The sequence below is a fragment of the Streptomyces shaanxiensis genome (genome assembly GCF_039537145.1).
Taxonomy (GTDB): domain Bacteria; phylum Actinomycetota; class Actinomycetes; order Streptomycetales; family Streptomycetaceae; genus Streptomyces; species Streptomyces shaanxiensis.
Map to the genome: position 1 here is coordinate 606,660 of NZ_BAAAZY010000010.1, position 14,165 is coordinate 620,824.

The window sequence follows — 14,165 nt, forward strand, 5'->3', positions numbered from 1 at the left end:
CCTGCGGCTGCTCGGCGTGTGGTCCTACTCGCCGTGCTCGTGCGCGTGCTCGTCCTCGTGCTGCTTGCCGCGCTCGGCCCCGTGGTCGTGCACGCCGTTCGTCGCCGCGATCTTCTTCCACGACTTCGGCTGCACCGGAGCCACCGACGCCCTCGCGATCGACGCCTTTCGCGCCGCGGGCGCCGTCGGCTTCGACGGCTGGAAGAGCCACGTGTCGAACAGCGCCGCCAGCGGCTTCCCGGACACCTCCTCGGCGTACCGCTGGAAGTCGGCCACCGACGCGTTGCCGTGGGCGAACTTCTGCGGCCAGCCCTTGAGGATCGCGAAGAACGCCTCATCCCCGATCTCGTTGCGCAGCGCCTGCAGGGTCAGCGCGCCCCGGTCGTACACCGCGATGTGGAACTGGTTCTCCGGCCCGGGGTCACCGGGCTTGACCGTCCAGAACGGGTCGCCGGCCGCGCGCGAGGCGTACACGTAGTCGGCGATCTCCTGCGCCGTCCCCTCGCCCTCGTGCTCCGACCAGAGCCACTGCGCGTACCGCGCGAAGCCCTCGTTGATCCAGATGTCCTTCCAGTCCTTGACCGACACCTCGTCGCCGTACCACTGGTGGGCCAGTTCGTGCACGACGACGGAGACGTTCGACCCGCTCGCGAACTGGCGGGGACTGTAGAAGGGGCGGGTCTGGGTCTCCAGCGCGTATCCGACGGCGGGCGTGTTGGGCACGTACCCGCCGAGCGCGTTGTAGGGGTAGGGCCCGAAGTACTCCGCCAGCCAGTCGGCGACCTCACCGGTCCGCTCGATGCTCGCCCGTGCGGCACCGGCGGTGTCGCCGAGGTTCTTGCTGTAGGCGTTGATGACCGGAATTCCACTCTCGGACGTCCCGGTGGTGACGTCGAACTTGCCGGCCGCGAACGTGGCGAGGTAGGTGGCCTGCGGCTTGTTGGAACGCCAGTTGTAGCGGGTCCAGCCGGCCCGCGAACTCGTCGACTGCAGTGTTCCGTTGGAGATGAACTGCGTGCCGTCCGGCACCTGCACCGACACGTCGAAGGTGGCCTTGTCGCGCGGGTGGTCGTTGCTGGGGAACCACCACCAGGCCCCCTCCGGCTCGCCCGCGGCCACCCCGCCGTCCGGAGTGCGCAGCCAGGCGTTGAAGCCGTAGGCCTCCTTCGAGGACGGCACCCCGCGGTAGCGCACGACCACCGTGACGTCCGTGCCCTTGGCCAGCGGCTTCTTCGGCGTGATCTCCAGCTCGTGCTCGCCCGACGTCGCGAACGACGCCTTCGCGCCATTGACCCGGACCTCGCTGACGTCCAGCAGGAAGTCCAGATTGAAGCGGGACAGGTCCTGCGTGGTCTTCGCCAGCAGGGTCGTCGTGCCCTCCAACTCGTCCGTGGCCGGCTGGTACTTCAGCCGGAGGTCATAGTGGGAGACGTCGTATCCGCCGTTGCCGTACGCCGGGTAGTAGGGGTCGCCGATGCCCGGAGCGCCGGGGGCGTTGCTCGCGGCCGACGCCGGGATCACCAGCATCAACGAGGCGGCTGCGAGTGCGCCCGGCGCCATGATTCTGCGGTGCACTAAAGCTCCAAGTCGTAGGGGACCGAAGTCTGTCCGGAGCCTATTCACCACCTGTGTCCGCGGTGTGTCCATGACCACCGCTGTCACACGATCGCCATTCGGCCGACATGGGCCGACCCGCCACAGGGGCGTTTATCGGCCACACCGGACCTCATGTGTCATCAGCCGCCCACTTCTGTGCGGGAGTTGATCGATGTAACGTCCGCGCATGCCGAAACGTATGCGCTTCACGATCTGGAGACCGCTCGCCACGGCGGCCGCAGCATCCCTGCTGGCCGCCTTCCTCTCACCGGCGACGGCGCAGGCCGCCCCGCAGGAGAGCCGGCCCGTCTACTCGTACGAGAACGCCGTTCGCGAGGCCGTATGGGTGGACACCGGACTCGATCACGACCGCGACGGGAAGAACGACCGCGTCGCCGTCGACATCGTCCGGCCCCGCGAGACGGCCGCCCAGGGCCGCAAGGTGCCCGTCATCATGGACGCCAGCCCGTACTACTCCTGCTGCGGACGCGGCAACGAGAGCCAGAAGAAGACGTACGACGCCGACGGCGACGTCGTCCAGATGCCGCTGTACTACGACAACTACTTCGTGCCCCGCGGCTACGCCTTCGTCGGCGTCGACCTCGCCGGCACCAACCGCTCCGACGGCTGTGTGGACGTCGGCGGCCGCTCCGACATCCTCTCCGCGAAGGCCGTCGTCGACTGGCTGAACGGCCGCGGGAAGGCGTACACGAACCGCACCGGCACCACCAAGGCCAAGGCGACCTGGACCAACGGCCGCACCGGCATGATCGGCAAGAGCTGGGACGGCACCATAGCCAACGGCGTCGCCGCGACCGGCGTCGAGGGCCTGAAGACGATCGTCCCGATCAGCGCCATCTCCTCCTGGTACGACTACTACTTCCAGCAGGGCGCCCCGCTCTACGACTCCGGCCCCGACTGGCTCTCCGACTACGTCGACAGCCCGGACGCCCGCGCCAAATGCGGCGCCGTCCAGCAGATGCTCGTCGACGGGGCCCCGCGCACCGGCGACTGGACGCCCCTGTGGACCGAGCGCGACTACGTGAAGGACGCGCGCAAGGTGAAGGCGAGCGTCTTCCTGATCCACGGCATGCAGGACCTCAACGTCCGGATGAAGCACGTCGGCCAGTGGTGGGACGCCCTGGCGAAGAACGGCGTCGAGCGCAAGATATGGCTCTCCCAGACCGGCCACGTCGACCCGTTCGACTTCCGCCGCGCCGAATGGGTGGAGACCCTGCACCGCTGGTTCGACCATGAACTCCTCGGCTACGACAACGGCATCGACCGCGAGCCGATGGCCGACATCGAACGCCACCCCGACCAGTGGGTCACCTCCAAGATCTGGCCCCCGCGCGGCACCGACACCACCACCCTGCGCCCCGCCAAGGGCACCCAGGCGGGCGTCGGCACCCTCGGCCTGAGCAAGGGCAAGGGCACCGAGACCTTCACCGACGACCCGCAGCACAGCGAGACCGACTGGGCCGCCCACATCGACCAGCCGACTCCCGACAAAGCGGGCTTCGTGACCAAGCCGCTCACCCGCGACCTGCGCCTGTCCGGCTCCTCCGAGGTCACCGTCACCGCGACCCCGACCACCTCGACGGCCCATCTCTCCGCCGTCCTGGTCGACCTCGGCCCCGACACCATCCGCGACTACGCGACCAGCGGCGAGGGCATCACCACGCTCACCGACCGCACCTGCTGGGGCGTCAGCACCACCGGCGACAGTGCCTGCTTCAAGGAGACGAAGGCCAAGACCGCCGACGTCGACTACACGGTCGTCAGCCGGGGCTGGGCCGACCTGGGTAATCACGCCTCCGACCTGCAGGGCGCACCGCTCACGCCGGGCAAGGCGTACACCATGACCCTCGACCTGGCGGCCACCGATCACGTCGTCCCCGCCGGCCACCGCCTCGCCCTGATCGTCGCGGGCACGGACAAGGACCTGATCGACCCGCCGTCCACCAAGCCGACCCTGACCCTCGACCTCTCCCGTACGAAGGCCCGCGTCCCGCTGGTCGGCGGCGCCCCCGCCTTCGCACGCGCCACGGCGGGCTCCGTCTCCGCCACCCCCGCGACCACGCCCCTCGACGGCGTCACCGCGCCGCGCACCACCCAGCGCGTCCCGGAGGGAGGCCGGTGACCCGCATCCGAGCCGTCACCGTCATCGCGGCGGCCCTCGCCGCCTCCCTCGTCGCCGTCCCCGCCCACGCCGCCGACTCCCCGCCCCGCACGGGCTTCGAGCAGTCGAACGGCGCCAGATGGACCGGGGAGGCCGAGGAGCAGGACTTCCTCGCGGCCGTCGACCGGGCCAGCGACCGCGTCTCCGTGGCCGGCATCGGCACGACGAAACAGGACCGCCCGCTCCAACTGGTGCGCATCGGCACCCGCCCCGCCGCCAACAAGGTGCTCCTCATCTGCAGCCAGCACGGCGACGAGCCCTCCGGCCGCGAGGCCTGCCTGTCCACCATCCGCGACCTGGCCTACGCGAAGGACCGGCAGACCCGGCGCTTCCTGGAGCGCACCACCCTGCTGGTCGTGCCCACCGCCAACCCCGACGGCCGGGCCGCCGACACCCGCGGCAACAGCGACGGCGTGGACATCAACCGCGACCACCTCGCGCTCCAGACCGCCGAGGGCCGGGCCATGGCCGCGGTCATCCGCGACCAACGCCCCGACGTGGTCTACGACCTGCACGAATACGGCGCCACACCGCCGTACTACGACAAGGACCTGTTCGACCTGTGGCCGCGCAACCTCAACACCGACGCGCACGTCCACGACGAGGCCCAGACCCTTTCGGAGTCCTACGTACGCCCCGCCGCCACGAGCGCCGGCTACTCGACCGGCACGTACGGCATCTGGACCGACCCCGAGACCGGCGAACCGATCAAGCAGGTCGCCGGTGACGGCCAGGAACGCATCCTGCGGAACATGTCCGGCGTCAAGCACTCGGTCGGCCTGCTGATCGAGAGCCGCGTCGACCCCCTCACGGATGCGGAGAAGGCGGACGAGGCCCTCAACAACCGGCGCCGGGTGCACTCCCAACTCGGCTCGCTGGAGGGCCTGTTCGACTTCACCGACGCCCGGCGCGGTCGGGTCGAGGCGGCGACCGGCCTGGCCCGGCTGGCGGGCTACACCGACACCGGACCCGTGTACGTCGGCGGCGCCGACAACGACACGCCCGAACCGGCCGAGGTGATCCAGGACCCGCCCTGCGGCTACCGGCTCACCACCGACCAGTACGCGCAGGTGAGGGACGAACTCGCCCTGCACGGAGTGAAGACACACGGCACCTACGTCCCGCTCCGCCAGTCGCTGCGCGCCCTCGTCCCGCTGCTCCTGGACGAGCGCGCCCCGTACCACCTCACGGCGGCCGAGCCCGACACCGACTGCTGAAACAGCTGCGATCGACGGGATCTGTGGTAGGTCCTGGGAAACGATGTGGAACCGGCGTATCCACCGTTTCCAGGGGAAGGTGCCGCTGATGACCGACGATCTGAAGAAGAGAGGTGGCCGGGAGGGGCCTTCGGGCGATTCCGGCCACCGCAGCACGGACCGAGTGGTGTTCGGCGTCACCGCCGCCATCACTGTGGCCTTCGTGATCTGGGGCTGGGCGGCCACGGACTCGCTGGAGAGCGTGTCCACGAAGATGCTGAACGGCCTGATCCACAACGGCGGCTGGGCCTTCATACTGGCCGCCTCGGGATTCGTGGTGTTCGCGCTGTGGCTCGCGATCAGCCGCTACGGCCGTATCCATCTCGGCGCCGAGGGCGAGGAGCCCGAGTTCAAGACCGTCTCCTGGGTCGCGATGATGTTCAGCGCCGGCATGGGAATCGGCCTGATGTTCTACGGCGTCAGTGAGCCGCTCGCGCACTACAACACCCCACCGCCGGGCACCGACCCCGCCGACTCCGCCGAACGCATGGAGACGGCGATGGCGACCACCCTGTTCCACTGGACGCTGCACCCCTGGGCGATCTACGCGGTGGTCGGACTCGGCATCGCCTACAGCACCTTCCGCAAACGCCGACGCCAGACCATCAGCGCCGTCTTCACGCCGCTGATCGGCGAGAAGCACGCCAACGGCACGGGTGGGCGGGTGATCGACATCCTCGCGATCATCGCCACCGTCTTCGGCTCCGCGGCGTCACTGGGCCTGGGGGCGCTCCAGATCGGCTCCGGTTTCCAGGAGCTGGACTGGATGGACGAGGTGAGCGAGGGCCTGCTCGTCACGATCATCGCCGTCCTGACCCTGGCCTTCGTCGCCTCGGCCGTCTCCGGCATCGAGCGGGGCATCCAGTGGCTGTCCAACACCAACATGGTGCTCGCCCTGATCCTCGCGCTCTTCGTGTTCATCGCGGGCCCCACGATCATCGTCCTCGACCTGCTGCCCACGTCGATCTTCTCCTACCTCGGCGACCTGCCCCAGCTCGCCGGCCGCACCGAGGCCAGCGGGGGCGAGGGCGTCGCGGACTGGCTCGGCAGCTGGACCGTCTTCTACTGGGCCTGGTGGATCTCCTGGACGCCCTTCGTCGGCATGTTCATCGCCCGGATCAGCCGGGGCCGCACCATCCGGCAGTTCGTCGGCGGCGTCATCCTCGTGCCCAGCACGGTCAGCCTCGTCTGGTTCGCGATCTTCGGCGGTACGGCGATGAAGGTGAAGGAGGGCGGCGGGCTCGGCGGCGAGGAGACCCCCGAGGGCCAACTCTTCGGCCTCCTCCAGGAGTTCCCCATCGCGACCGCCACCAGTCTGCTCGTGATGATCCTGGTCGGCATCTTCTTCGTCTCGGGAGCCGACGCCGCCTCCATCGTGATGGGCACGCTCTCCCAGAAGGGCGCCCTCGAACCCGGCCGCTTCGTCGTGGTGTTCTGGGGTGTGGTGACCGGAGCCGTCGCCGCCATCATGCTGCTCGTCGGCAGCGGCCAGGGCGACGCGCTCACCGGCCTGCAGAACCTCACGATCCTGGCCGCGGCGCCCTTCGTCCTCGTGATGGTCGGCATGTGCGTCGCCCTCATGCGCGATCTGCGCCGGGACCCGGTCATCGTGCGCACCGAGATGGGCTCCGAGGCAGTCGAACTCGCCGTGATCGAGGGCCACAAGCGGTACGACGGCGACTTCGAGATCAAGGTCGGCCCGGGCCCCGGCACCGGAGCGGAGGGCGACCCGCTGGGCCACGACCACGCCTGACCGGCGTACCCAGGGCTCGTCCACCTGTTCGCCTCCCAGGGCGGGATGTAGCGGAATATGTCATGCCGCGCTCATATCGGTCCCGCCCTGGGGATACTCACAGCATGTCTGCCGAGTACGCGACCTTCGGCCTGGCACCGGCGATGCGTGCCGGTGGCGTCCTCGCCAACGGTGACTTCCAGGTGCACCGGGACTTCGTGGACTTCATCGTCGACGGACGCCCGCTGCTGTTCCAGCTCTCCGACCTCGACGCCGTCTCCCCGCTCGCCTCCGACGTCCCGCCCGCCATCTTCACCGCACAGGTCCGCAGCCTGCTTCTGGAGGCGGACGCCCCGCTTCCAGGCAGCCGGTACGTCATCTACGGCTGCCCCGAGTGCGCGGACCTCGCCTGCGGCGCCGTCACCGCCGTCATCGACAAGGACGGCGACGACTACATCTGGCGGGACTTCGCCTGGCAGACGGACGACCATGCCGACCTGGAGCTCAACGGCTACCACGGCATCGGACCCTTCCGCTTCCAGGGCGCCGAGTACCGCACGGCGCTCGGCTCCCTGCTCGACAACGACCCCGACGCACCACGCCGCCGGGTGCTCCTCATCGGCGCCCGCGTCGCCCTCCTCGCAAAACTCGCCGCCGCCCTGCGCACCATCGGCATCGGCGCCGACATCACCCATGACGTGGGTGGCGTCCCCGCCGACGAGCTGCGCACCTACGGCGCCGTCGCCTTCGGTCGCGCGGTCGCCAAGGACCAGCGTGCCGCCGTACGGCGCGCCTTCTCGGACGCCGGAGTCGACGTGGCCTACGTCGACGGCCTCGCGCCGATCGTGCCGTTGCTGGTCGCGCAGATCGAACACGCCCTGGACCGCAGCCCGGTCGAACAGCGCCGCCTGACCCGCCTGGTGGCCGCCGACGGAGAGGCGGGCGTCGAGGTCACCTCACCCTGCCGGGTCCGCCTCACCGCGTACCGCCTCGACCGCCTGTACCGCACCCACGCCCACGAGGTCTTCGACGGCATCCTGGAACCGGGCCGGCACCGCATCGCGCTGGACGCGAAGGCGGTGAAGGGGGAGTCGTTCGTGGTGGCGCGGACGTCGGGGAGTGTGCTGGTGGAGGCCATGGCGCGGTAGCGGTCCGCCAGGGCCGGGATGGAACGGAGGTGGGTGCCGCCAAACGCCGTCAGTCGTCAGCGGGCTCATTGCGACTGGTCGCGCCCACGCGGCGGAGCCGCACATCGATACGGCCCCGCGCCCCTGAGGGCGTTGCCGCTCCGGCGATCTTGCGCGCCGGAAACCTCGGCGCGTCCGAGGCGGCGCGGCCATTAGGATCGCCCCTTGTGACCGCCACCCTCGTCGCCAAGAACCTCGCCGCCGGCCACGGCGACCGCTCCCTGTTCAACGGGCTCGACCTCGTCGTCGCGCCCGGAGACGTGATCGGCCTGGTCGGGGCCAACGGCGCGGGCAAGTCCACGCTGCTCCGCTTGCTCGCCGGGCTCGTCGCACCGGAGGAGGGCGAGCTGCGGCTGTCCCCGCCGACCGCCACCGTCGGTCACCTCCCGCAGGAGCCGGAGCGGCGCCCCGGCGAGACCGTGCGGCAGTTCCTGGCCCGCCGTACCGGAGTCGCCGAGGCCCAGCGGACGATGGACGAGGCGACGCAGGCCCTGGTCGACGGGGCGCCCGGCGCGGACGACGCGTACGCCACCAGCCTGGAGCGCTGGCTGGACCTGGGCGGCGCCGACCTCGACGAGCGGGCCGAGGAGATCGCGGACTCGCTCGGCCTGGCCGTGGACCTGGACCAGCCGATGACGTCCCTGTCGGGCGGCCAGGCGGCACGGGCCGGCCTCGCCTCGCTGCTGCTGTCGCGCTACGACATCTTCCTGCTCGACGAGCCGACGAACGACCTCGACCTCGACGGCCTGGAGCGCCTGGAACGCTTCGTCAGCGGCCTGCGCGCCGGCACGGTCGTCGTCAGCCACGACCGCGAGTTCCTCACCCGCACGGTCACCAAGGTCCTCGAGCTCGACCTCGCCCAGGGGCAGATCAACCTCTACGGCGGCGGCTACGAGGCCTACCTGGAGGAGCGCGAGGTGGCCCGCCGGCACGCCCGCGACGACTACGAGGAGTACGCCGACAAGAAGTCCGCCCTCCAGGACCGGGCACAGATGCAGCGCTCCTGGATGGACAAGGGCGTCAAGAACGCACGCCGCAAGGCGAACAACGACAACGACAAGATCGGCCGCAAGTTCCGCAGCGAGGCCAGCGAGAAGCAGGCCGCGAAGGCCCGCCAGACCCAGCGCATGATCGAGCGCCTGGACGTCGTCGAGGAGCCGCGCAAGGAGTGGGAACTGCGCATGGAGATCGCGTCGGCACCCCGCTCGGGCGCGGTGGTCGCGACCCTGCGGGACGCCGAGGTACGACGCGGTGACTTCACCCTCGGCCCGGTGTCCCTCCAGATCGACTGGGCGGACCGGGTGGCGGTCACGGGCGCGAACGGCGCGGGCAAGTCGACGCTGCTGGGCGCCCTACTGGGCCGTATCCCGCTGACCGCGGGACAGTCGACGCTCGGCTCGGGCGTCCTGATCGGCGAGGTCGACCAGGCCCGCAAGCTGTTCCACGGCGAGGAGTCCCTGCTGGACGCCTTCTGCGCCGCCGTCCCGGACACGGAACCGGCGGAAGTCCGCACCCTCCTGGCCAAGTTCGGCCTCAAGGCGGACCACGTCCTGCGCTCGGCGGCCACCCTCTCCCCGGGCGAACGGACCCGCGCGGCCCTCGCCCTCCTCCAGGGCAGGGGCGTCAACCTCCTCGTCCTGGACGAGCCCACCAACCACCTCGACCTGCCGGCCATCGAGCAACTGGAATCGGCCCTGGACGCCTACGAGGGCACACTGCTCCTGGTCACCCACGACCGGCGCATGCTCGACGCCGTCCATGTCACCCGCCGCCTGGAGGTCGCCGACGGCAAGGTGACCGAACGGTAGGAAGCTGCGTCAGCGCCTGTGGCGCAGCAGCGCGCAGACGAAGTTCTCCTGTACGGCGCGCATCTTCCGCAGCAGATCGGGCTTCATGGCCTCGTTGATCTGGGTGGTGACGGAGAAGGTCAGCGACCGGCGCCCGTCCGGCGTGGCGGCGATCAGCTGCGTGTAGCCGAGCGTGTTGCCGGTGTGCCCCAGCACCACACCGCACCGGGTCGTGTACCGGAAGATGGCCAGCCCGCCGTCGTTGCGCCCCGGCCCGGCGGGCTCGGAGGCCGCCCCGGGGATCCAGCGGCGCTGCTCCCGCACGACACGGGGACCGTACAGCCGGCCACCGGCGTAGCCGCGGACGAAGCGGGTCATGTCGAGGGGCGTGGAGATGATGCCGCCCGACGCCCACACCCCGGACATGCTCAGGACCTCGCTCACGTCCTCCGGCGCCGCGGGCGGGCTCACGTCGTAGCCGTGCAGGTACGGCACCGGCATCCGGTAGCCCTGCGGCAGGCTGGTGCGCACCAGACGCAGCGGCCGGTACACCAGCTCGTCCAGCAGCCGCTCGTACCTGACGCCGGTCGCCGCTTCCGCCATCAGGGCGACCGCGATGTTGTCGGAGTTGGAGTACTGGTAGCGGCTGCCGGGCCGGAACAGCAGCGGCCGGTCGGCGACGTAGTCGAGCAGCCGGCGCGAGTCGAACCGGTGCCGGGGGTTGGCCTGAAGGGTCCGCAGGAACGCCGGGGCCTGCGCGTAGTCGGGCAGGCCGCTGGTGTGGCTCAGCAGCTGACGCAGCGTCACGGCGCCCCACGCCCGCGGCAGGCGCGGCAGCCGCTCACGCAGGGTGTCGTCGAGACGCAGGTAGCGGCGGTCGACGAGGGACAACGCCACCGCGCCGCTGAACGCCTTGGCCGCACTGGCGATGCGCATGTGGTCGCCGGGCTCCGGTCTGCGGCCCGTGGCCAGGTTCGCGACGCCGGCCCGGACCACCCGGCTGCCGCGGTCGTCGCGCAGGACGGCGATGGCACCGGGCGGGCCACCCGGGGTGCGGACCAGGTCGTCGAGCTGGTGCTGGAGTGTGTCCTGAGGGTGCGATCCGGGCGGCTGGGCGGCGCCCGCGCCGACGGAGGACAGCAGGATCAGGCAGACGGTGATGAGGGACGCCGCCCCGAGGCGGGGGCCGAGTGGGGAACGGCGGCGAGAGGGGGTGGGGGTAGGCATCGGCACTCCCTGGGCGGCGGACACACGAGCGGTCCGGTCCGTCCAGCCATTCCCGCCCGGAACCGGGCAGCCGCGTCCGCTACTGCACATGGCCCAACAGGCACCGCGCCCTCAGGACCGGCCGAACCGCGTCGCCAGCCCCGGGTAGTCCTTGACGAAGCCGTCGTCGTCGAACGCGATGTCGCTGCGGAAGTCGCCGGAGACGAAGCGAACCAGGCCCGGCCGCAGGTGTGTGTAGGTCTGCCGCGACGGTGTCACCGCCAGGTCCGGCACCGACACCCACGCCATCAGGAACTCCCGTTCCCCGGGCGCCGAATGGAGCCCGTGCCGCAGTACCGGCATCGTGTTGGTGAGCGGGCACAGGCCGAGGTCGCAGTCGAGGGCGCCCTCGACATCCGGCAGCCGCTCGCCGTTGGCCGTCCACCGGCCCGCCCCGTCATGCCGCAGATCGAGCGTGCGCACGCCTTCCGCGGACTCGGCGACGACCTGCAGCCGCCGCGTCACGAAGCCGTCGGCCGTATCGAGTTCGTAGGAGATCCAGTACGGCTGTGGCGTCGTGCCGACCGCCCGGCCGCGGGCCCGCAGGGCGTCGGCGCCGAGCTCGGTCCAGGCGGTCTCGATGCCCTTGCTCTCCGACACTTCCCAGGTGATGACACGTGACGTCGCCATGTCGTCACCCTACGGGCGAACGGGCCCGGACCCTCCGTGTCGTACGGAGGGTCCGGGCCCGCGTGTCGAATCAGCGCCTGCGCCGCCTGTTCAGCGCCTGCCCCGGGTATGTCGGCCCGTTGGCCGGCTCAGCGCTTGCCCTTCTTCGGGTCGAGCAGACCCGCGCGGCGCAGGGCGTCGGCCATCGCGCTGTTGGCCGGCGGCGGTGCCTGGCGCGAGCTGCCACCTCCGCCACCGCCGCCGCGCCCCTGTCGCTGCTGGGGCGGCCGCCCGCCCCGCTGCCGGCGCTCGCCGCCACCGCCCTGCTGTCCCTGTGGAGCCGCCTCGTCGTCGAGCCGCAGCGTCAGGGAGATCCGCTTGCGCGGAATGTCGACGTCGAGGACCTTCACCTTGACGATGTCACCGGGCTTCACCACGTCCCGCGGGTCCTTGACGAAGGTCTTCGACAACGCGGAGACGTGCGCCAGACCGTCCTGGTGGACACCGACGTCGATGAACGCCCCGAAAGCCGCCACGTTCGTCACGACGCCCTCCAGGACCATCCCGGACGCCAGATCGGAGATCTTCTCGACGCCCTCCTTGAAGGTGGCCGTCTTGAAGGCCGGACGCGGGTCGCGCCCGGGCTTCTCCAGCTCCTTGAGGATGTCCGTCACGGTCGGCAGACCGAACGTCTCGTCCACGTAGTCGCTCGCCTTCAGGGACCGCAGCACGCCCGTGTTGCCGATGAGGGCGGCCACCTCCTGCCCGGCCGTCTTCACCATCCGCCGGACCACCGGATACGCCTCCGGGTGCACGCTGGACGCGTCCAGCGGGTCGTCGCCGCCGCGGATGCGCAGGAAGCCCGCGCACTGCTCGTACGCCTTCGGGCCGAGCCGCGCCACGTTCTTCAGCTGCGAGCGGGACGTGAACGGTCCGTTGGAGTCCCGGTGGGACACGATGTTCTCGGCGAGCCCGGAGGTGATGCCGGAGACGCGCGCGAGGAGTGGTGCGGAGGCAGTGTTGACGTCGACGCCGACGCCGTTCACACAGTCCTCGACCACCGCGTCCAGCGAGCGCGACAGCTTCACCTCGGACAGGTCGTGCTGGTACTGGCCGACGCCGATCGACTTCGGGTCGATCTTCACGAGCTCGGCGAGCGGGTCCTGGAGCCGGCGCGCGATGGAGACGGCGCCGCGCAGCGACACGTCCATGTCGGGCAGCTCCTGTGAGGCGAAGGCGGATGCCGAGTACACGGAGGCGCCCGCCTCGGACACCATCACCTTGGTGAGCTTCAACTCGGGGTGCTTGCCGATCAGTTCACCGGCGAGCTTGTCGGTCTCGCGCGACGCCGTGCCGTTGCCGATCGCGACCAGCTCGACCGCGTGCTCCTTCGCCAGCCGTGCGAGCTTGGCGATGGCCTCGTCCCACTTGTTGGCCGGGACGTGCGGGTAGATCACGTCGGTGGCCACCACCTTGCCGGTCGCGTCGACCACGGCGACCTTCACGCCGGTACGGAAGCCCGGGTCCAGGCCCAGCGTCGCGCGTGTGCCGGCCGGGGCGGCGAGCAGCAGGTCGCGGAGGTTGGCCGCGAAGACACCCACAGCCTCGTCCTCGGCGGCCGTGCGCAGCCGCAGCCTGAGGTCGATGCCGAGGTGCACGAGAATCCTGGTCCGCCAGGCCCAACGGACCGTGTCCGTCAGCCACTTGTCGCCCGGACGGCCGCGGTCGGCGATCCCGAACCTGTGGGCGACGATCCCTTCGTACGAAGAGGGACCCTCCGTCGGCTCCTCCGGCTCCAGGACGAGGTCCAGAACCTCTTCCTTCTCGCCGCGGAGCATGGCGAGGATCCGGTGCGAGGGGAGCTCGGTGAACGGCTCGGCGAAGTCGAAGTAGTCGGCGAACTTCGCGCCCGCCTCCTCCTTGCCCTCCCGCACCTTGGCGGCCAGCCGGCCCCGCACCCACATGCGCTCACGCAGCTCGCCGATCAGGTCGGCGTCCTCCGAGAACCGCTCGGTGAGGATCGCCCGGGCGCCCTCCAGGGCGGCCTGCGGGTCGGCCACGCCCTTGTCGGCGTCGACGAACGCGGCGGCAGCGGCGAGGGGTTCGATGCCCGGGTCGCCGAGCAGCCCCTCGGCGAGCGGCTCGAGGCCGGCCTCCCGGGCGATCTGCGCCTTGGTCCGGCGCTTCGGCTTGTACGGCAGGTAGATGTCCTCGAGCCGCGCCTTGGTCTCGGCGCCGCGGATCTGCGCCTCCAACTCCTCGGTCAGCTTGCCCTGCTCGCGCACCGAGTCGAGGATCGCCGTCCGCCGCTCCTCCAGCTCCCGCAGATAGCGCAGCCGCTCCTCGATCGTGCGCAACTGCGCGTCGTCGAGCATCTCGGTCGCTTCCTTGCGGTAGCGGGCGATGAAGGGCACCGTCGAACCGCCGTCGAGCAGATCCACGGCAGCCTTCACCTGCCGCTCCCGTACGCCGAGCTCCGCGGCGATCCTGCCTTCGATGGACCCTACGAGGGGTGTCGTCACGATCCCGTCCCGCTTTCTCACTGAGGTT

9 protein-coding genes are annotated in these 14,165 nt (G+C 70.7%); 5 read left to right on the plus strand and 4 right to left on the minus strand.

The genetic code is table 11. From position 1 onward, the window contains the following. Positions 1–24 precede the first annotated feature (24 nt). Positions 25–1,575 (minus strand): M1 family metallopeptidase, encoded by a 1,551-nt coding sequence (locus ABD932_RS16730; RefSeq protein ID WP_345013358.1) that lies wholly within the window; start codon positions 1,573–1,575, stop codon positions 25–27. 208 nt (positions 1,576–1,783) lie between these two features. Between ABD932_RS16730 and ABD932_RS16735 the strand changes: the two genes are divergently transcribed. The 5 genes from ABD932_RS16735 to abc-f all read left to right on the plus strand — a co-directional run bounded on the left by ABD932_RS16735 (position 1,784) and on the right by abc-f (position 9,761). Beyond that, the gene (locus ABD932_RS16735; protein WP_345013360.1) at positions 1,784–3,739 is read left to right on the plus strand and encodes a Xaa-Pro dipeptidyl-peptidase; all 1,956 of its coding nucleotides are present in this window, start codon (positions 1,784–1,786) and stop codon (positions 3,737–3,739) included. After that, the gene (locus tag ABD932_RS16740) at positions 3,736–4,995 is read left to right on the plus strand and encodes a M14 family metallopeptidase (RefSeq protein WP_345013362.1); all 1,260 of its coding nucleotides are present in this window, start codon (positions 3,736–3,738) and stop codon (positions 4,993–4,995) included. Before ABD932_RS16735 ends, ABD932_RS16740 begins: the two co-directional genes overlap by 4 nt. Positions 4,996–5,083: 88 nt before the next feature. Beyond that, positions 5,084–6,787: a BCCT family transporter gene (locus ABD932_RS16745; RefSeq protein ID WP_345013364.1), complete on the plus strand. Its 1,704-nt coding sequence runs from the start codon at positions 5,084–5,086 to the stop codon at positions 6,785–6,787. Between the two features lie 104 nt (positions 6,788–6,891). Beyond that, positions 6,892–7,914 carry an oxidoreductase gene (locus ABD932_RS16750; RefSeq protein WP_345013366.1) on the plus strand — a complete coding sequence of 341 codons (1,023 nt, stop codon included), beginning with the start codon at positions 6,892–6,894 and terminating at the stop codon, positions 7,912–7,914. A gap of 206 nt (positions 7,915–8,120) precedes the next feature. Then, positions 8,121–9,761, plus strand: a complete 1,641-nt coding sequence (gene abc-f / locus ABD932_RS16755; protein ID WP_345013368.1) for a ribosomal protection-like ABC-F family protein — start codon at positions 8,121–8,123, stop codon at positions 9,759–9,761. Positions 9,762–9,770: 9 nt separating this feature from the next. On the opposite strand, the gene ABD932_RS16760 is transcribed toward abc-f, so the two are convergent. The 3 genes from ABD932_RS16760 to ABD932_RS16770 form a co-directional block, all read right to left on the minus strand. Further along, complete coding sequence (locus ABD932_RS16760) at positions 9,771–10,967, minus strand: serine hydrolase domain-containing protein (RefSeq protein WP_345013370.1); 1,197 nt, start codon at positions 10,965–10,967, stop codon at positions 9,771–9,773. 111 nt (positions 10,968–11,078) lie between these two features. Next, positions 11,079–11,636, minus strand: coding sequence for a putative glycolipid-binding domain-containing protein (locus ABD932_RS16765; RefSeq protein WP_345013372.1), 558 nt, complete (start codon positions 11,634–11,636; stop codon positions 11,079–11,081). Between the two features lie 128 nt (positions 11,637–11,764). Continuing rightward, positions 11,765–14,137 carry a Tex family protein gene (locus ABD932_RS16770; RefSeq protein ID WP_345013374.1) on the minus strand — a complete coding sequence of 791 codons (2,373 nt, stop codon included), beginning with the start codon at positions 14,135–14,137 and terminating at the stop codon, positions 11,765–11,767. Positions 14,138–14,165 lie beyond the last annotated feature (28 nt).